The sequence below is a fragment of the Kitasatospora sp. NPDC086009 genome, assembly GCF_044540385.1.
Taxonomy (GTDB): domain Bacteria; phylum Actinomycetota; class Actinomycetes; order Streptomycetales; family Streptomycetaceae; genus Kitasatospora.
Genome location: NZ_JBITSA010000016.1, coordinates 1 through 18887, shown reverse-complemented (window position 1 = coordinate 18887; position 18887 = coordinate 1). Strand labels below are relative to the sequence as shown.

Below are 18887 nucleotides of genomic sequence, written 5' to 3'. Positions count from 1 at the left end.
CGGCCCCGCCTCAGCTCTTGCGACGGCGGCCCTTGGCCGACTTGGCGGCCTTGCGGCGCTCGGCGCGGGTCAGCCCGTCGCCCTCGTCCTCCGGCGCGAGGTCCTCGAAGTCACCCTCGACGACACCGCCACCGACCTCGTCCGAGGGGGCCGTGTAGTGCAGCCGCTGCGGCTTGGGGGCCTCCAGGCCCTTGGCCTTGATCTCCGGACGGGCGGCGTCCTTCTCCAGCTTGTCGAGCAGCACCTCGGCGTCCTCGACCGGCACCTCCTCGACCTGCTGCTCGACCTGGACCTCCAGGTTGAACAGGTAGCCGACGGACTCCTCCTTGATGCCCTCCATCATGGCGGTGAACATGTCGAAGCCCTCGCGCTGGTACTCGACCAGCGGGTCGCGCTGCGCCATGGCCCGCAGGCCGATGCCCTCCTGGAGGTAGTCCATCTCGTAGAGGTGCTCGCGCCAGCGGCGGTCCAGCACCGAGAGGACGACCCGGCGCTCCAGCTCGCGCATGATCTCCGCGCCGAGCTGGTCCTCGCGGGCGCCGTACTGCCCCTGGATGTCCTCCTGGATGACCTTGGTGAGGAACTCCGGGGTGAGTCCGGCCGTGCCGCCGGCGTCCTCCTCCAGCTGCTCCAGGTCCAGGGTGACGGGGTAGAGCTGCTTCAGCGCCGTCCAGAGCTTGTCGAGGTCCCAGTCGTCCTCGTAGCCCTCGCCGGTGGCCGCCTTGACGTACGCCTCGACGGTGTCGTCCATGAAGTGGCCGACCTGCTCCTGCAGGTCCTCGCCCTCCAGGACCCGGCGGCGCTCGCCGTAGATGACCTCGCGCTGGCGGTTCAGCACCTCGTCGTACTTGAGGACGTTCTTGCGGATCTCGAAGTTCTGCTGCTCGACCTGGGTCTGCGCCGAGGCGATGGCGCGGGTGACCATCTTGGACTCGATCGGCACGTCCTCGGGCACGTTGGCCATCGAGAGCACGCGCTCGACCATGCCGGCCTTGAACAGGCGCATCAGGTCGTCGCCGAGCGACAGGTAGAAGCGGGACTCGCCCGGGTCGCCCTGACGGCCGGAACGGCCGCGCAGCTGGTTGTCGATCCGGCGGGACTCGTGCCGCTCGGTGCCGAGGACGTAGAGGCCACCGGCCGCCTTGACCTCGTCCTGCTCCGCCTTCACGGACGCCTTGGCCTTCTCCAGCGCGGCCGGGAACGCCTCCTCGTACTCCTCCGGGGTGTCCACCGGGGTGATGCCGCGCTGGGCCAGCTCGGCCGCGGCGAGGTGGTCGGAGTTGCCGCCGAGCATGATGTCGGTGCCACGGCCGGCCATGTTGGTGGCGACGGTCACGGCGCCCTTGCGGCCCGCCTGCGCGACGATCTGCGCCTCGCGCTCGTGGTGCTTGGCGTTCAGCACCTCGTGCGGGATGCCGCGCTTGCGCAGCTCCTGCGACAGGTACTCGGACTTCTCCACCGACACGGTGCCGACCAGCACCGGCTGGCCCTTCTCGTGCTTCTCGGCGATGTCCTCGACCACGGCGGCGAACTTGGCCGGCTCCGACTTGTAGATCAGGTCGGGCTGGTCGATGCGCAGCGGGTCCCGGTTGGTCGGAATGGGCACCACGCCGAGCTTGTAGATCTGGTGGAACTCGGCGGCCTCGGTGGTACCGGTACCGGTCATTCCGGAAAGCTTGTCGTACAGGCGGAAGAAGTTCTGCAGGGTGATGGTGGCCAGCGTCTGGTTCTCGTTCTGGACCTCCACCCCCTCCTTCGCCTCGATCGCCTGGTGCATGCCCTCGTTGTAGCGGCGCCCGGCCAGGATGCGGCCGGTGTGCTCGTCGACGATCATGACCTCGCCGTTCATCACGACGTAGTCCTTGTCCCGCTTGTACAGCTCCTTGGCCTTGATGGCGTTGTTCAGGAAGCCGACCAGCGGGGTGTTCACCGACTCGTAGAGGTTGTCGATGCCGAGGTAGTCCTCGACCCGGGTGACACCCTCCTCCAGCACGCCGACGGTGCGCTTCTTCTCGTCGACCTCGTAGTCGCGCTCGATCTTCAGGCGCTGCACCAGCTTGGCGAAGTCGGCGTACCACTTGGTCGCCTGGTCCGCCGGGCCGGAGATGATCAGCGGGGTACGGGCCTCGTCGATGAGGATCGAGTCGACCTCGTCGACCACCGCGAAGTTGTGGCCGCGCTGGACGAGTTCGTCCTTCGACCAGGCCATGTTGTCGCGCAGGTAGTCGAAGCCGAACTCGTTGTTGGTGCCGTACGTGATGTCCATCGCGTACTGGCGCTTGCGCTCGGCGGGCGTCATGTTGCCCAGGATCACGCCGACTTCGAGGCCGAGGAAGCGGTGCACCCGGCCCATCCACTCCGAGTCGCGCTCGGCGAGGTAGTCGTTGACCGTGATCAGGTGGACGCCCTTGCCGGTCAGTGCGTTGAGGTAGGTGGGCAGGGTGCCGACCAGGGTCTTGCCCTCACCGGTGCGCATCTCGGCGACGTAGCCGAAGTGCAGCGCGGCGCCGCCCATGATCTGGACGTCGTAGTGCCGCTGCCCGAGCACTCGCCGGGCGGCCTCGCGGACGGTCGCGAACGCCTCGGGGAGGATGTCGTCCAGGGACTCACCGTCCGCGATCCGCTGCTTGTACTCGTCGGTCAGCGCGCGCAGCTCGGCGTCGGTGAGGTTGACGAAGTCCTCTTCGATGGAGTTGACCTGGGCAGCAATCCGCTGCAGCTTGCGAAGGATCTTGCCTTCGCCGGCGCGCAGGATCTTGTCGAAGACGGACACTTGAGCGGGCTCCTTGCCTGTATTGGCACTGGACGACTGCACGACGGGTTTACCCCACCGCACGGGCCATCGTATGCGAGGAGTCCAACACCCCGGGAGGTGCGTCAGCACGCTATTCCCGTGTCACCCGTGCGGGCACATGGCCCGATAGCATCGCCCACCGGGGCAAAACGGTCAGCTGCCCGGGCGGTTGAGCGGTCGAGCCGGTTATTCGGATGCCCGCTTTCCTTTCTGCACGGAATAATCCGTTCATGGCAGAGCACACCGAGCCCACCGCGCCCGACTCCGTTCCGGGCCTCCTGGTCACCGAGCGGCTGTTCCTGCGACCGCCCCGGGAATCCGACCTGGACGCGATCTTCGAGGCCTGCCAGGACCCGGAGATCCAGCGCTGGACGGTCGTTCCCAGCCCGTACCGCCGCGAGGACGCGGAGTACTTCGTCAACGACCTGGCCGTGAACGGCCGTCGCACCGGCGAGAACCTCGTCTGGTGCGTGGTCGAGCGCGCCGGTGGCGCCCTGGTCGGCGCCCAGGGGCTGGTCCGCGTCCCGGGCAGGCCGGGGACCGCCGAGGTCGGCTGGTGGGCCACCCGGGAGCACCGCGGCCGCGGGTACACCGTCGAGGCCGCCCGCGCGGTCGCCCACCACGCGATCACCGAGCTGGGCCTGCGCCGGCTGGAGTGGACGGCGTACGTGGGCAACGAGGGCTCCCGCGCGGTCGCCGAGAAGGTCGGCTTCCGCTTCGAGGGCACCCTGCGCTCGTACGCCGAGCAGCGCGGCGAGTTCCGCGACTCCTGGGTCGGCGGGCTGCTCGCCACCGACCTCGCCACCGACCTCGCGGACTGAGCGGCCCCGTACCCCGACTCCGTACCCCGGCTCCGAGGCCCCGCCCCGCCGCCACACCCCGCCGGCGGCCGCCGACCACGCCCCGGCACCCGGTCCTTCCGGGCCGGGGCGTTGTCGGTGCCGCGGTCTACGCTCGCCGACATGACCGTCATGACTCCCGCCACGACCCTCGGCGCCGACGAGGCCCGCCGGATCGCCCTGCGCGCACAGGGCCTGCTCGGCGCGCCGGACCGCCGGGGCGGCGTCCGCGGAGTGCTGCGCCACCTCGGCGCCGTCCAGCTCGACACCATCTCGGTGCTGGCCCGCTCGCACGAGCTGGTCCCGTACGCCCGGCTCGGCGCCGTCGGCCGGCCCGCCGTCGACGCGGCCTACTGGGCGTCGGGAGCGAGCTTCGAGTACTGGTCGCACGCGGCCTGCATCCTGCCGATCGAGGAGTGGCCGCTCTTCGCGTTCCGCCGCCGGCGCTACCGCGAGCGCGCCCACGTCTGGGGCATGCAGGTGGACGCCGCCACCTACCGCGCCGTCCTGGCCAAGCTGCGCGACGAGGGGCCGCTCACCTCGACCGAGCTGGGCGGCGCCAAGAAGACGGCCGACTGGTGGGACTGGTCCGACACCAAGATCGCGGTGGAGCGGGCCCTGGCCTTCGGGGACGTGGTCTGCACCGAGCGCCGGAGCTGGAAGCGGGTCTACGCGCTGGCCGAACAGGCCATCCCCACCGAGCTGTTCGAGGCGGAGCCGACCGACGAGGACTGCCTGCGCACCCTGGTCGCCCAGGCCGGCGCCGCGCTCGGCGTGGCCACCCGGGCCGATCTGCTCGACTACCACCGCCTGAAGGCCGAGCAGCTGGACGCGGTGCTCGCCGACTCCGGCCTGGTCCCGGTGCGGGTCGCGGGCTGGGGCCCGGCCGGCGCCCCCGCCGCGGCCTGGGCCGATCCGGCCGCACTCGCCACCGCCCCGCGCGGCCGGCACCGCACCACGCTGCTCTCGCCGTTCGACTCGCTGATCTGGGACCGCTCGCGCACCGAGCGGATCTTCGGCATGACGCACCGGCTGGAGGCCTACACCCCCAAGCACAAGCGGGTGCACGGCTACTTCGCGATGCCGCTGCTGGCCGGCGGGCAGCTGGTCGGCCGGGTCGATCCGGCCCGGGCGGGCGGCACCCTGGTGGCCCGTCAGGTCTCGCTGGACTCCGCGCGGCACGTCGGGGCGCTGGCGACCGCGCTGCGCGAGGCGGCCGCATGGGTGGGCTGCGACAGCGTCCGGGTGGAGGCGCTGCACGACGAGGCGATGCGCCCGGCGCTGGAGAAGCTGCTCGCCGACTGAGCCGGCACCGGGCCCGCGACGGGCTCCGCCGTCACCCTATTTCGAGGATCTTCTCCCGCATCGCGTAGACCACGGCCTCCATCCGGGAGTGCAGCTGGAGCTTCTCCAGGATGTTGCGCACGTGGTTCTTCACGGTGTTCTCGCTGATGAACAGCTCCTTGGCGATCTCCCGGTTGTTCATCCCGGTCGCCACCAGCTTCAGCACTTCCAACTCCCGGTCGGTCAACCGGGGTGCGGGCACGAGGTCCCGGTCGTCGGAGCGGCGCTGGATCATCGACTTGAACTCGGTGAGCAGCTTGGAGGCCATCGACGGGCTGATCTGCGACTGGCCGTCGGCGACCGCCCGGATCGCGGTGGCCACCTCGTCGGTGGAGATCTCCTTGAGCAGGTACCCGGTGGCACCCGCCTTGATCGCCTCGTAGAGGTCGGCTTCCTCGTCGCTTATCGTCAGCATGATGATCTTGGTGCTGGGGGCCACGTCCTTGATCGCGGTGCAGGCCTCGATCCCGCTGCGACGGGGCATCCGAACATCCATCAGAATGATGTCGGGCAGCAGGTCGGCGGCCTTGAGCACGGCCTCCGCGCCGTCCCCCGCCTCACCGACGACGGTGATGTCCTCCTCCTCGGCGAGCACGATCTCCAGGCCGCGGCGGAACAGCGCGTGGTCGTCCACCACCAGGACGCGGATCGGCTCCCTCCGGCGCGGGGCGTAGTCGAGGTCCTCCCCCGACCCTCGCGCCACCCCCCCGACCGGCCCCGCACCGGGCCCCAGCCCGAAGTGATCCCCCATCCGCTCCTCCCCCGTCGCCGGTCGTCGTTCGCCAATCATTCCACGCCGCAGGCGTCCTCCGATCACCCTCCGATGCCGATTCCCTCGCACCGGGTGACCTCCCGGCGCCCGGAATCGGCCGGTCACCGGCCCGGACCGGCCCGGCACCCGCTCCGGAGCAGCCCCGAACGCCACGGAACACCCCCGAACGCGCCCGGAACGCCCCCCGAACGCCGGTGACCCCGGCGGCAGCGCCACCGGGGTCACCACTCCCACACCGCTCGGACGGTCAGTCCTCGTCGTCGGCGCCGCCGATGGCGCCGCCGGCACCGCCACCCGGCCCGGTCGTTCCGTCGGCCTTCAGGTGGATGACTCCGTAGTGGTAACCGTGCCGGCGGTAGACGACGCTCGGCAGGCCGCTGTCCTTCTCCACGAACAGGTAGAAGTCGTGGCCGACCAGTTCCATCTCGTAGAGCGCCTGGTCCAGCGCCATGGGGGCGGCCGGGTGGGTCTTCTCCCGGACCACCAGCGGGCCTTCGCCCTCCACTTCCAGGGATCCCATCATGGTCTTGCGGACGGCCCCGTTGGTCTCGCTCTCCGGCTTGGTCGTCTCGGGCAGCGCGGCCAGGGCCGCGGTCGCCTCGGCGACGCTGATGGGAGTACGGCCGTTGCCGCCCTTGTGCACCCGGCGCCGGTCCGCGGACTTGCGCAGCTGCGCGTCGAGCTTCGCCGAAGCCAGGTCGAGCGCCGCGTACGGGTCGCCGGCGGCGGCCTCGGCCCGGATCACCGGACCGCGGGTACGGAGAGTGATCTCCACCCGCTCGGACCGGTCGGCCTGACGCGGGTTGTGCTCCTTGGACACCTCGACGTCGAGGCTGATCACCTTGCCGTCGAACTTCTGGACCTTCTCCAGCTTCTCGGCCACGTGCTCGCGGAACCTCTTGGGCACCTCGGTCTTGCGGCCCTTGACGACGATGTCCACGCAGAACTCCGATCCCTCGTGCTGACGCCGATCCGGGTGCTACCGGATCGGGCTGAGACCCAGCCGGACCAGCCAATTCGCTGCTGACCCTCCACCTCCGCCGCGAGCGACGAAAGCGACTGGCCCTCACCTCACTTCCTCCCCACCAGGGACGGTTGAAACCCCCTGGAGCCTCATCGAACACCTCACACGGGGTTTTCGCCTCCCCAAACGGGAATACGGGTACGACCCGAGGCGGTGGGCTGGCGGTCAAGCTGTTGCACCCTGTCTACCCTCTTGCGAGTGAAGCATGGGTAAATACCTGGACAACACCCCCCGTACGGCGCATCCTGTGCTCACTCTCCGTGCCTGCCGCCGCCAGGAGCAGCCGTGCCGCCCACCGCCGTCCCCACCCGTCCACGGTCCGCCCAAGGGCCGTTCGGCCACGCACTGGCCGGTCTGCTGGAGGTGCTGCTGCCCGCCCGCTGCGCCGGCTGCGGCGCCGACCGCACCCAGCTCTGCCCGGCCTGCCGGCACGCCCTGGCCGCCGCCCGGCCCGGCCCCACCGCGCTGCCCTGGGTGCACGCCGCCGCCCCGTACGCCGGACCGGTCCGGCAGCTGCTGCTCGCCCACAAGGAGCGCGGCGCGCTGCACCTCGCCGGGCCGCTCGGCGAAGCACTCGCCCGGGCCGTGCGCTCCTCGCTCGGGCCGCGCGCGGGGCTGAGCCCGCTGCTGCTGGTCCCGATGCCCTCGGCCCGTTCCGCCGTCCGCGCCCGCGGGCACGATCCGACGCTGCGGCTGGCCGGCGCGGCCGCCCGGTCACTGCGCCGGGCCGGAGTGGACGCCAGGGCGGCGGCCCTGCTGCGGCACACCCGGCCGGTCGCGGACCAGGCCGGCCTCACCGCCACCGAGCGCCGGCGCAACCTGCACGGCGCGCTCACCGTCCTGCCGCGGGCGGACCGCCGGCTGACCGGCCGCCGGCCGGTCCTGGTGGACGACCTGGTGACCACGGGGGCCAGCCTCGCCGAGGCCGCTCGGGCGCTGGCGTCGGCCGGGCTCCCGCCGAAGGCGGCCGCCACCGTCGCGGCCGCCGTCCCGCACCGGCCCGCCGGCCGGGCGTCCCACCCCTGCGGTGGGCCCCGCCCCCGGTAGCCCCGGACCAGCTCGGACGAAGCCGGGACCGAACCGCCCGCTCAGCCGGGACCGGACCGCCGGCTCAGCCGGGATAGACGAAGCCGGGACCGAACCGCCCGCTCAGCCGGGATAGATGAAGGAGGACGCCCGGAAGTTCAGGACGAGCTCACGCCACTGGCTGTTGACCAGCCGGTAGATCTTGCCGTCGGTGCCCTGCCGCGCGAGCACCGGCGGAGCCTGGTCCATGGTGTCGGCGGGCGCCTCCGAGGCCTGGGCCGAGGCCATCCCCTCGCCGCCCTGGGGCGGGGCCTCGCTGCTCTGCGAGCCGTCCGTACTGATGTAGTGCAGCTGCTGGAGGCGGCCCTTCTCCTTGCCCAGCACCAGCAGCTGGTCGGCCTCCGCCCAGGACACCGAGGAGACCTCGGTGATCGCGGGGGCCACCCGGCGCAGTCCGGTGATCCGCGCGGTCGGGGCGTCCTTGGTGCCGCCGTGCACCACCAGACCGAGCCAGAGCGACTGCGCCCCGCGCTGGTCCTTGAACACCAGGGCGATCCGGACGGCGTCCGAAGAGATCTTGAGGTCCTGCAGCACCTGCCCGTCGGGGCTGTCCACCGGCACCGGGACCGGGGGCTGGTTGCCGCGCACCATCACCACCCGCCGGTTCTGCGGGTCGCGGTCCACCACCCAGAGGTCGCCGCGGCCGTCCCAGCTGGGCGAGGTCAGGCCGTCCTCGTCCTTCTGCCCGGTGCGGACGGGGGTGGTGAGCACCGGCTCGGGCATGGCCTGCACGCCGTCCGCCAGCGGCACCGTGTAGAGCTGGTGGCCCCTGCCGCCGATCGCCGCGGCCCGCTCGCCGTCCCGGGCCACCGCGATCGTGCCGAGCGGGTCCCGGCCGGCCGGTTGCGGACGGCCCAGCGGGCCGCGCACCGGGCTGCCGTCGCCGGTCTCCTGAGCCTCGGTCAGGACGCCGTTGTCGGCCCGCTGGAAGAACTGCCGCTGGGAGCCGGCCCCGGTCAGCGCGCCCGGTCCGGTCTGCGGGAGGTCGCCGCGGGTCGCCTGGCAGCCGCTGTTGCGCGGGCCCTTCAGGTCCAGCCTGTCCACCTGCCCCTTGCCCTGGTCGGCGAGGGTGTAGAAGAGCTGAGTGGCCATCCGCTTGCAGAGCATCGCGCCGCCGAGGTCGACACCGGTGAGCACCACGTGGGCGGTGCGGGCCTCGTCGACGCTCACCCGCTCGACGGCGGTACCGGTCGGGAAGGCGCTCCGGGCCACCGGCGAGAGCCAGTCGGACGGCCCGGCGACCACGGCCCTGGCGGCCGAGGTCAGCGGGTCTATTCGGCGCCGCAGGTAGATCGGGTCGGCGATCAGCACGGCCGGGGAGCGCAGCGTCGCGGCCGCGGACGGGTCGTCGGCCGCGTAGAAGAAGCGGTCCACCTGGCGGTAACTGTTGCGGAAGTTGGTTTCGTTGATGAGCAGGCCGTCGGGCAGCGCGTCGATCCGCCACTCGCCGCTCTTCTTGTCCCGGACGAACGAGAACTGGAAGTCCACGTCCTTCTGGCCGTCCAGGAAGGTGTACGAGTGCTTGGCGTCCACCTCGGCCACCACCATGCCGGACACCGGGACGGCGAAGGAGGTGTCGGCCTCGGTCAGGGTCTGGACGGGCAGCGACGGGGTCGCGGAGAGCACCTGGATGCGCTCGTCCGGCTTCCACTTCGCCGCCGCCTCCTCGGTGAGGTACATCCGGGCGGTGTCGTAGCTCTCGTCCGCCGTGACGGCGTCCAGGAACCCGGCCAGCAGGTCGCGCGGCTTGGCGCCCTTGTCGGGCGCCTTCGGGAAGACCCTGACCTGCAGGTTCTTGTCCACCGAGTCCTGCGCCAGTTCGACCTTGCTGACGCCGCCGGAGTCCGGCATGGCCGCGCAGCCGCCGGCCAGCAGGGTGCCCAGCACCACGCCGGCCACCGCGGCCAGCCGCGGCTCAGTCCCGCTCGTCCCTCGCACGCTGCGACCCCTCCGTGTCCGTCCCGGCCGTGCCGTGCCCGGCCTCCGCCGGGCCCGGTTCCGCCGTCCGCTGTGCCACCGACGGCCAGCCGGGCGTCGGGTCCACCATCACCTGGGCTCCGGTGGCACCGTACCCGGCGCCGGCGGTCCGGACGTCCGAGGGGTCGGCCCGCGGGCCCTGGGGCAGCCGACTGGTGCCCAGGCCCGGGCCGATGCTCAGTACGCCGCCGAGGCCGCTGCCGAACCCACTGCCCCCGGAGCCCTCCGGGGTCTCCGGGACGGCCGGCTCGTCGGTGGCGGTCAGCGCGGTGGCGCCGCCCGGCCGGATCGCCCGGCGGTACGGCACGCCGTACGAGCCGAGGCCCCGGTTGTTGCGCGAGTCCTCCGGCTCCAGCCGGAACGGTGCCCGGTTGATGTCGCCGCCGCGGGTGCGCGGCAGGGTGAGCCGGAAGTGCGAGCCACCGCCGGGCTCGCCCCAGGCCTGCAGCCAGCCGCCGTGCAGGTGCGCGTCCTCGACCGCGATGGACAGCCCGAGGCCGGTGCCGCCGGTGGTCCGCACCCGGGACGGGTCGGCCCGCCAGAAGCGGTGGAAGACCCGGGACGCCTCGCCGGGCTTGAGCCCGATGCCGTAGTCGCGCACGCCGACCGCGACGGCGCCGTCCGCCGAGCCCAGCCGGACCACGACGTCCCGGCCCTCGCCGTGCTCCAGCGCGTTGACCACCAGGTTGCGCAGGATGCGCTCGATCCGGCGGGAGTCGACCTCCGCCAGCACCGGTTCGCCGTCGCCGCGGATCACCACGGCGCTGCCCTTGGCCTGGGCCAGCGGGTCGGCGGCCTCCACCACCCGGGTGACGATCTCGCGCAGGTCGACCGGCTCGGCGTCCAGGATCGCGGCGCCGGCGTCGAAGCGGCTGATCTCCAGCAGGTCGGCGAGCAGCGACTCGAAACGGTCCAGCTGGCCCTGGAGCAGCTCGGCCGAGCGGGCCGCCATCGGGTCCAGGTCCTCTCGGCTGTCGTAGATCAGGTCGGCGGCCATCCGGACGGTGGTCAGCGGGGTGCGCAGCTCGTGCGAGACGTCGGAGACGAACCGCCGCTGCACCCGGGAGAGCTCCTCCAGCTGGCGGATCTGCGCCTGCAGCGCGTTCGCCATCCGGTTGAAGGACTCGCCGAGGCGGGCGATGTCGTCCGTCCCGGTGACCTTCATCCGCTCTTCCAGGTGGCCCGCGGCCAGCCGCTCCGAGATCCCGGCGGCCATCCGGACCGGGGTGACCACCTGGCGCACCACCAGCCAGGCGATCCCGCCCATCAGGATCACCACGAAGACCCCGGCCGTGGCGAGGGTCCCGGTGACCAGGTCGAGGGTGTCCGTCTCCTGGCCGAAGGAGAAGATGTAGTACAGCTCGTAGGAGACGCCGTTGGGGCCGGTGAACTGCATGCCGATGGCCAGTCCGGGCTCGGTCCGCCCAGCGCCGTCCACGCGGTGGATCCGCGTCGGCTGGTCGAAGATCTGGCCGGGCTCCGCCGAGACCCTGGCCCGCAGCGTGTCGGGGATGCTGACCGGCGAGATGTCACCGGTGTAGCGCGGTCCGAGGCCGGCCGTCTCCGGCGAGACCGTCTTGCCGCCGCGCACCACCGCGATCACCGAGTAGACGTTCTGGCCGCTGGCCGCGAGGTCGCCGACCTGGTTGAGCAGCCAGGTACCGGTCTCCTCGACGGCCTGGTCGGCGGGTGCGCCGACCTTGAGCCGCAGGTCCTTGGCCTCGTCGATCTTCTTCTGCTCGGTCTGGAAGCCGGCCCGGGCCTGGCTGTGCGCCGAGTCCCGCTTGGTGCCCAGCAGTCCGTTGCGCACCTGGGCCACCACCACCACGCCCAGGACCAGGACCACCACGACGGAGAGCATCAGGGTGGCCGCGACCACCCGCAGCTGGATGGAACGGCGGTACAGCGCCGAAACCCGGTGCAGGGGCCGGCGCAGCTGACGGGTCACCGGCGCGAGCAGTGCCGCGGGCCCTCGACGGCGGCGGCTGCGCGTGGTCGAGCTCAGCACGTCGCCGCGCACGGCGGAGCCCCCGTCGGTCGAGGACTCCGACGGGGTGTCGTCAGCCTGGTACGTCACGTCAGCTGGGTCCGGCCTTGTAGCCGACGCCACGGACGGTCACCACGATCTCGGGACGCTCCGGGTCCTTCTCGATCTTGGACCGGAGCCGCTGGACGTGGACGTTGACCAGTCGGGTGTCCGCCGCGTGGCGGTAGCCCCAGACCTGCTCCAGCAGCACCTCCCGGGTGAACACCTGCCAGGGCTTGCGGGCCAGTGCGACGAGCAGGTCGAACTCCAGCGGGGTCAGCGGGATGCCCCGGCCGTCCCGCTTGACGGAGTGGCCGGCCACGTCGATCACCAGATCGCCGATGGTCAGCTGCTCGGGAGTCGGCTCCTCGGCACGGCGAAGTCGGGCACGTACCCGGGCCACCAGCTCCTTGGGCTTGAACGGCTTGGTGACATAGTCATCGGCACCCGATTCCAGACCGACCACGACGTCGACCGTGTCGGTCTTCGCGGTCAGCATGACGATCGGGATGCCGGACTCCGCCCGGATCTGCCTGCAGACATCGATGCCGTCCCGTCCGGGCAGCATCAGGTCCAGCAGGACCAGATCGGGCTTGGTCTCCCGGAACGCAGCTAGTGCCTTGTCCCCATCCGCGACGAAAAACGGCTCAAAACCCTCACCACGCAGCACAATGCCGAGCATCTCGGCCAGTGCGGAGTCGTCATCAACGACGAGGACGCGTCCCTTCATGCGTCCATCTTCTCATTACCGGATTGTGACCTGCCGCACAGCAGTCCCTTTGCTCCAGAACGGCCAAGTGGCAGCCCGGCGAATTCCGGCCATACCGGACGAATGACCTGGCCCGAACCGGCCCCTCCGGCCCCACCGGTCACCCCCGGGCCGCGTCCGGACCTCGTCCCGCCCGCCCGACGGCCTCCCGTTGCCGTTCAGCAACCGGATACCCCTGGGGGCCGTCCGACCACCATGGCACGATGGGCGCTGCGCGCGGGTGAAGATCCACCCGGCCCCGCGAACCCTGACGCCCCTCCGAGGAGCAGTGATGACCGACACCCCGGGCTGGGCCTCGCCCAGCTCGTCCGAGCCGTCCCGCGACGACAACCGGCCCCCGGCCGACACGTCCGCCGCCGCGCCCGGGCCGTCGGTACCACCCCAGGCCGCGCCCCCCGCCTGGGGCGCCGGCTACGGCGGCCCCGGACCGGGCGGCCCCCAGTACGGCGGCCAGGGCCCGCACGGCCCCCACGGCCCCCACGGCCCCCACGGCCAGTACGGCTGGGGCGCCCCGGTCAGCCCCAAGCCGGGCATCATCCCGCTCCGCCCGCTCGGCCTCGGCGAGATCCTCGACGGAGCCGTCTCCACCATCCGCACGCACTGGCGCACGACGCTCGGCCTCTCGCTCGGCGTCGCCGTCGTCGAGCAGGCCGCCGTCACCGGCACCCAGCTGGCCGTGCGGGGCGACACCGGCGACCTCACCCCGGTGATCTCCGCCCTGGTGAGCCTGCCGGTGACCATGCTGCTCAGCGTGGTCGCCGCCGCCCTGCTGACCATGGTGGTGAGCCGCGCCATCCTCGGGCAGTCCGCCACCATCCGCGACGCCTGGCGGGACGCCCGCCCCCGGCTGCTCCAGCTGACCGGCCTCACCCTGCTGACCGCCCTGATCGGCGCCGGCGTGGTGCTGATCGGCTTCGCCCCGATGATCGGCTACCTGCTGACCGGCGCGGACGAACCCGCCATCGCGGGCCTGCTCTTCGTGGTCGGCCTGCTCAGCATCCCGGTCGCGATCTGGATCTGGATCCAGCTCAGCCTGGCCGCCCCCGCCCTGATGCTGGAGAAGCAGGGCGTCATCACGGCGCTCTCCCGCTCGCGCCGGCTGGTCCGCGGCTCCTGGTGGCGGCTGTTCGGGATCAACCTCCTCAGCCAGGTCCTGGCCGGCATCGTCGCCGGCATCATCAGCGTGCCGTTCACGATCGTCGGCCTGGCCCTCGGCTTCGACGACCTCGTCGGCCAGGTCGACGCGGGCGACCCGGCCACCCTGCCCACCGCCGTCCTGATCACCACCGCGATCGCCGGCGTGATCGCCTCCACCGTCACCATCCCGTTCACCGCCACCATCGGCGTGCTGCTCTACGTCGACCAGCGGATCCGGCGCGAGGCCCTGGACATCGAGCTCGCCCGCGCCGCGGGCCTGACCGAGTACGGCGGCACCGGCTGGGGCGACCAGGCCGGCCAGAACCCGGCGAGGCTCTGAACCGGATGCCGAACTGGGGGGAGAGGACGCTGGCGGCGAGCGGCGCCCCGGTCACCGTTCCACGGGACCCGGCCCGCGACGCCGCCCGCGACGAACTGCTCAACGCGGAGTACCACCGGCACGACCCGAGCCTGCAGCAGCGGGTCTACGACTGGGTCATGGACCGGATCGACGACGCGCTCACCACCATCGCCGGCGACGGCACCAGCGGCACCACCGGACTGATCCTCTTCCTGGTGATCGCCGTGCTGATCGCCGCCGCCCTCTGGTGGCGGTTCGGCGCGCCCAAGCGGGCCGCCCGCACCGTGCTCGACGTCTTCGGCACCGCCGGACCGCGCAGCGCCGACCAGTACCGGGCCGACGCCGAACAGCACGCCGCGGCCGGCCGGTGGACGGAGGCCGTCCGCGAGCAGATGCGCGCCCTCGTCCGGGCCCTGGAGGAGCGCACCCTGCTCGACGCCCGGCCCGGCCGCACCGCCGACGAAGCCGCCGCCGAGGCCGGCCGGGCCCTCCCGGCGCACGCCGACGCCCTCCGCGCCGCGGCCCGCACCTTCGACGACATCGCCTACGGCGACCGCACCGCCGACCGCACCGCGTACCAGCTGCTGCGCGACCTCGACCAGACCCTGGAACGCGCCCGCCCGGCGTTCGCCCCGGCCGCGGGAGGAGCGGCATGACCAGCCCCACCCCCGGCCCGGCCGCTCCGCCGGCCCCCGGCGGGCCGCCGCCCGCCGCACCGCCGCAGACCGCGCCCGCCGCGGCCGGCAGCCTCGCGCCCACCGGCCGCGGCCTCTGGCACCGCTCCCGCTGGTACCTGCTCACCGCCGTGCTCCTGCTGCTCGCCGCCGCCGTGCTGGCCGGGCTCAACCAGGACCGCCGCTACCCCCCGCTCGACCCGCGCTCCTACGACGCCTCCGGCTCCCACGCCGTCGTCGCGCTGCTCCAGCGCCAGGGCCTCGACGTCGACGTCACCGCCGACCTCCCCGCCCGCTCCACCGGCAACGACACCCTCGTCGTCCCCGAACCCGACCTGCTCGGCCCCGACCAGCTGCGCGCCCTCGCCGCCGCCCGGCACGGCCGGCTGGTCCTCGTCTCCCCCGGCCCCGCGGCCCTCAGCGCGCTCGCCCCCGGCGTCCGCCCCTCCGAGGAGGGCGGCGGCGCCCCCTACGCCGCCGTCCGCAGCACCGCCGCCCAGTGCGCGCTCACCGAGGCCGTCCGGGCCGGCACCGCCCACCTCGGCGGCCTGCTGTACACCGCCGGCAGCCGCGGCGAGGGCTGCTACCCGCGCGGCCACGGCTACCCGCTGGTCGCCGTCCGGACCGGCCAGGGCACCGACGTCGTCGTCCTCGGCAGCGGTGACTTCCTCAGCAACGAGCTGATCAAGAAGGACGGCAACGCCTCGCTCGCGCTCGGCCTGCTCGGCTCCCAGCCCCGCCTCACCTGGCACCTGCCGGACTACACCGCCCCGCTCGGCGACAGCGTCGGCGACAAGCGGTTCACCGACTACATCCCCGACGGCTGGCGCTGGGCCGCCGTCCAGCTCGGCATCGCGACCCTGCTGGCCGCGCTCTGGCGGGCCCGCCGGCTCGGCCCGGTCATCAGCGAGAACCTGCCCGTCGTGGTCCGCGCCGCCGAGACCACCGAGGGCCGCGCCCGCCTCTACCGCCGGGCCAGGGCCCGGGGCCGCGCCGCCGACGCCCTGCGCCGCGCCGCCGCCCACCGCCTCGCGCCCGTCCTCGGCGTGCCGCCCACCGGCGGCGCACCCGACGCCACCGCGCTCTGCGCGGCCGTCCTCGACCGCCTCCCCGACCGACCCGCCGGGGACGTACGGGCCCTCCTCTACGGCCCGCCCCCGACCGACGACGCCGCGCTGCTGCGGCTCGCCGACGACCTCGACGCCCTCGAAAGGCAGGTACGGAAGCCGTGACCGAACAGGCCACCGCCACCCCCGTCTCCACCCCCGGCACGGCGACCGGCACCCCCGGGACCACCGACGACCCGCGCCAGGCGCTCACCGCCCTGCGCGCCGAGATCGCCAAGGCCGTGGTCGGCCAGGACGCCGCCGTCACCGGCCTGGTCGTCGCCCTGCTCTGCGGCGGCCACGTGCTGCTGGAGGGCGTCCCCGGCGTCGCCAAGACGCTGCTGATCCGCACCCTGTCCACCGCGCTCAGCCTGGACACCAAGCGGATCCAGTTCACCCCCGACCTGATGCCGGGCGATGTCACCGGCTCCCTCGTCTACGACGCCCGCACCGCCGAGTTCTCCTTCCAGCCCGGCCCGGTCTTCACCAACCTGCTGCTCGCCGACGAGATCAACCGCACCCCGCCGAAGACCCAGGCCGCCCTGCTGGAGGCCATGGAGGAGCACCAGGTCACCGTCGACGGCTCGCCCCGCGCGCTGCCGGTCCCGTTCCTGGTCGCCGCCACCCAGAACCCGGTCGAGTACGAGGGCACCTACCCGCTGCCCGAGGCCCAGCTCGACCGCTTCCTGCTCAAGCTGATCCTGCCGCTGCCCGACCGCGACCAGGAGTTCCAGGTCCTCGCCCGGCACGCCGGCGGCTTCGACCCGCGCAACCTCGCCGCGGCCGGCGTGCGCCCGGTCGCCGGCCCCGAACACATCACCGCCGCCCGCGAGCAGATCGCCAAGCTCACCGTCTCGCCCGAGGTGCTCGCCTACATCGTCGACCTCTGCCGGGCCACCCGGCAGTCCCCGTCGCTCTCGATCGGCGTCTCCCCCCGTGGCGCCACCGCCCTGCTCGGCGCCTCCCGCGCCTGGGCCTGGCTGGCCGGCCGCGACTACGTCACCCCCGACGACGTCAAGGCACTCGCCCTGCCGACCCTGCGGCACCGCGTCGCGCTGCGCGCCGAGGCCGAGATGGAGGGCGTCACCGCCGACTCCGTCATCCAGGCGGTCCTGGCCCAGACGCCCGCCCCCCGCTGACCGACCGCCCCGCCCCGTTCACGAAGGAGCGCAACCGCATGGCCCTCACCGGGCGAACCGCCCTGCTCGCCGCACTCGGCGCGCTCGTCGTGGGCCTGCTCCTGCCGTCCTGGGGCGGGATCGCGGCCGTCACCGGCACGGTCCTGCTCGCCGTCGTCGTCGACCTCGTGCTCGCCGCCCCCGTCCGCAGCCTGCGGATCACCCGGGGCGGCGACACCACCGTCCGGCTCGGCGAGCCGGCCACCGTCGAACTGACCGTCACCAACCCCAGTGGCCGCCCGCTCAGAGGCCGCGTCCGCGACGCCTGGGCCCCGTCCGCGTGGCGGCGCGGCACCGAGATCGCCGCCTCCCGGCACACCCTGCGCATTCCCGGCCGCGAGCGGCGCCGGGCCACCACCGTGCTCACCCCGACCCGGCGCGGCGACCACCACGCCCAGCGGGTGACGGTCCGTTCGCTCGGCCCGCTCGGACTGGCCGGGCGGCAGGGCTCGCACCTCGTCCCCTGGACGGTCCGCGCCCTGCCGCCGTTCAACAGCCGCAAACACCTGCCGTCCCGGCTCGCCCGGCTGCGCGAACTCGACGGCCGCACCTCCGTCCTGACCCGGGGCCAGGGCACCGAGTTCGACTCCCTGCGCGAGTACCTGCCCGGCGACGACATCCGTTCCATCGACTGGCGCGCCAGCGCCCGCCGGAACACCGTCGCCGTCCGCACCTGGCGCCCCGAGCGCGACCGGCACATCCTGATCGTCCTGGACACCGGCCGGACCTCCGCCGGCCGCGTCGGCGACGCACCCCGCCTGGACGCCTCCCTCGACGCCGCGCTGCTGCTCACCGCGCTCGCCACCAAGGCGGGCGACCGGGTCGACCTGCTCGCCCACGACCTGCGCAAGCGCGTCTCGGTGGCCGGCCGCTCCCCCAGCGAGATCCTGCCGGCCTTCACCAACGCGATGGCTGTCCTGGAACCGGCCCTCTACGAGACCGACATGCGCTCGCTGGTGGCGACCGCGCTCAAGATGGCGCCGCACCGCTCCCTGATCGTCCTGCTCACGGGCCTCGACGCGGCCCCGGTCGAGGACGGGCTGCTGCCGCTGCTCCCGCTGCTGACCAAGCGCCACGAAGTGGTTCTGGCCTCCGTCGCCGACCCCCACCTGGACGAACTGGCCACCGGTCGCGGCACCGTCGAGGCCGTGTACGGCGCGGCCGCCGCCGAGCAGACCCGCGCCGACCGCCGGCTCACCGCGGACCGGCTCACCCGGCACGGCGTGACCGTCCTGGACGCCCCGCCGACCGCAGTGGCCCCGGCCCTCGCCGACACCTACCTCGCCCTCAAGGCCGCCGGCCGCCTCTGAGCCCCCGGCCGTGCGGCCGGTGTGAGACCGCAAGACTGAGCCCCCGCCACGGATGTGGCGGGGGCTCAGTCGTACGCCTTGCCCGTGGACGGACGTCCGGTCAGCGGGCGCCCTGACGACCGCTTCGGCTGCTTCGGCCGCTTCGGGGAGGGTCTCTGTCCCTGGTGCCCTGTGGTGGCCACCAACCGCCCTCTACTCTGCTGGCGGTCGAGCGAGGAGGCCTGCCTGCCCCCAGGGCTTGCTGTCGTCTCTCGCCACCGGCGCCTGGTGACCCCGCAACGAAGTGCCGCCTGCGGCCCGAAGCTTGCCCTTATGGTCCCCGGCGAGCCGCAGCCACCCATCGCGAATGCCGCCGGAGAATGCCTCTGGAAACGCAAAGAACCCCCTGATCCGTAGATCGGGGGGTTCTTTGGAATGATTGTTCGGCGGCGTCCTACTCTCCCACAGGGTCCCCCCTGCAGTACCATCGGCGCTGTGAGGCTTAGCTTCC

At 73.1% G+C, this 18887-nt stretch carries 14 protein-coding genes; 8 read left to right on the top strand and 6 right to left on the bottom strand.

All coding sequences use genetic code 11. From position 1 onward, the window contains the following. Window positions 1-10 precede the first annotated feature (10 nt). Window positions 11-2773, bottom strand: coding sequence for a preprotein translocase subunit SecA (secA, locus tag ACIF6L_RS30010; protein ID WP_329487900.1), 2763 nt, complete (start codon window positions 2771-2773; stop codon window positions 11-13). Between the two features lie 251 nt (window positions 2774-3024). Between secA and ACIF6L_RS30005 the strand changes: the two genes are divergently transcribed. Then, complete coding sequence (locus ACIF6L_RS30005) at window positions 3025-3615, top strand: GNAT family N-acetyltransferase (protein ID WP_396490696.1); 591 nt, start codon at window positions 3025-3027, stop codon at window positions 3613-3615. A 141-nt stretch (window positions 3616-3756) separates the two neighbouring features. After that, complete coding sequence (locus ACIF6L_RS30000; RefSeq protein ID WP_396490697.1) at window positions 3757-4938, top strand: winged helix-turn-helix domain-containing protein; 1182 nt, start codon at window positions 3757-3759, stop codon at window positions 4936-4938. 31 nt (window positions 4939-4969) lie between these two features. Here the strand turns inward: ACIF6L_RS30000 and ACIF6L_RS29995 are convergent, their stop codons facing one another. Further along, window positions 4970-5728 carry a response regulator transcription factor gene (locus ACIF6L_RS29995; RefSeq protein WP_329487903.1) on the bottom strand — a complete coding sequence of 253 codons (759 nt, stop codon included), beginning with the start codon at window positions 5726-5728 and terminating at the stop codon, window positions 4970-4972. A 268-nt stretch (window positions 5729-5996) separates the two neighbouring features. Then, window positions 5997-6689 carry a ribosome hibernation-promoting factor, HPF/YfiA family gene (hpf, locus tag ACIF6L_RS29990; protein ID WP_396490698.1) on the bottom strand — a complete coding sequence of 231 codons (693 nt, stop codon included), beginning with the start codon at window positions 6687-6689 and terminating at the stop codon, window positions 5997-5999. A 369-nt stretch (window positions 6690-7058) separates the two neighbouring features. Here hpf and ACIF6L_RS29985 point away from each other — a divergent pair, with 369 nt between their 5' ends. Beyond that, a complete protein-coding gene (locus ACIF6L_RS29985; protein ID WP_396490699.1) occupies window positions 7059-7820 on the top strand; it encodes a ComF family protein in 762 nt (253 codons plus the stop codon). Window positions 7821-7922: 102 nt separating this feature from the next. Here the strand turns inward: ACIF6L_RS29985 and ACIF6L_RS29980 are convergent, their stop codons facing one another. From ACIF6L_RS29980 to mtrA, 3 genes are read right to left on the bottom strand one after another with little or no spacing between them, the layout of a single operon-like run. Beyond that, a complete protein-coding gene (locus ACIF6L_RS29980; protein ID WP_396490700.1) occupies window positions 7923-9797 on the bottom strand; it encodes an LpqB family beta-propeller domain-containing protein in 1875 nt (624 codons plus the stop codon). Next, window positions 9775-11913: an MtrAB system histidine kinase MtrB gene (gene mtrB, locus ACIF6L_RS29975; RefSeq protein ID WP_396490701.1), complete on the bottom strand. Its 2139-nt coding sequence runs from the start codon at window positions 11911-11913 to the stop codon at window positions 9775-9777. The genes ACIF6L_RS29980 and mtrB overlap by 23 nt, the downstream gene beginning before the upstream one ends. A gap of 1 nt (window position 11914) precedes the next feature. Beyond that, window positions 11915-12592 (bottom strand): MtrAB system response regulator MtrA, encoded by a 678-nt coding sequence (gene mtrA, locus ACIF6L_RS29970; RefSeq protein ID WP_030061806.1) that lies wholly within the window; start codon window positions 12590-12592, stop codon window positions 11915-11917. Between the two features lie 310 nt (window positions 12593-12902). Here mtrA and ACIF6L_RS29965 point away from each other — a divergent pair, with 310 nt between their 5' ends. The 5 genes from ACIF6L_RS29965 to ACIF6L_RS29945 all read left to right on the top strand — a co-directional run bounded on the left by ACIF6L_RS29965 (window position 12903) and on the right by ACIF6L_RS29945 (window position 18397). After that, a complete protein-coding gene (locus ACIF6L_RS29965) occupies window positions 12903-14108 on the top strand; it encodes a hypothetical protein (RefSeq protein WP_396490702.1) in 1206 nt (401 codons plus the stop codon). A 5-nt stretch (window positions 14109-14113) separates the two neighbouring features. Continuing rightward, window positions 14114-14785, top strand: coding sequence for a DUF4129 domain-containing protein (locus tag ACIF6L_RS29960; RefSeq protein WP_359809197.1), 672 nt, complete (start codon window positions 14114-14116; stop codon window positions 14783-14785). Continuing rightward, the gene (locus ACIF6L_RS29955) at window positions 14782-16035 is read left to right on the top strand and encodes a DUF4350 domain-containing protein (protein ID WP_396490703.1); all 1254 of its coding nucleotides are present in this window, start codon (window positions 14782-14784) and stop codon (window positions 16033-16035) included. The genes ACIF6L_RS29960 and ACIF6L_RS29955 overlap by 4 nt, the downstream gene beginning before the upstream one ends. Window positions 16036-16127: 92 nt before the next feature. After that, a complete protein-coding gene (locus ACIF6L_RS29950) occupies window positions 16128-17048 on the top strand; it encodes a MoxR family ATPase (RefSeq protein ID WP_329492121.1) in 921 nt (306 codons plus the stop codon). 38 nt (window positions 17049-17086) lie between these two features. Then, window positions 17087-18397 carry a DUF58 domain-containing protein gene (locus ACIF6L_RS29945; protein WP_396490704.1) on the top strand — a complete coding sequence of 437 codons (1311 nt, stop codon included), beginning with the start codon at window positions 17087-17089 and terminating at the stop codon, window positions 18395-18397. Window positions 18398-18887: the final 490 nt, after the last annotated feature.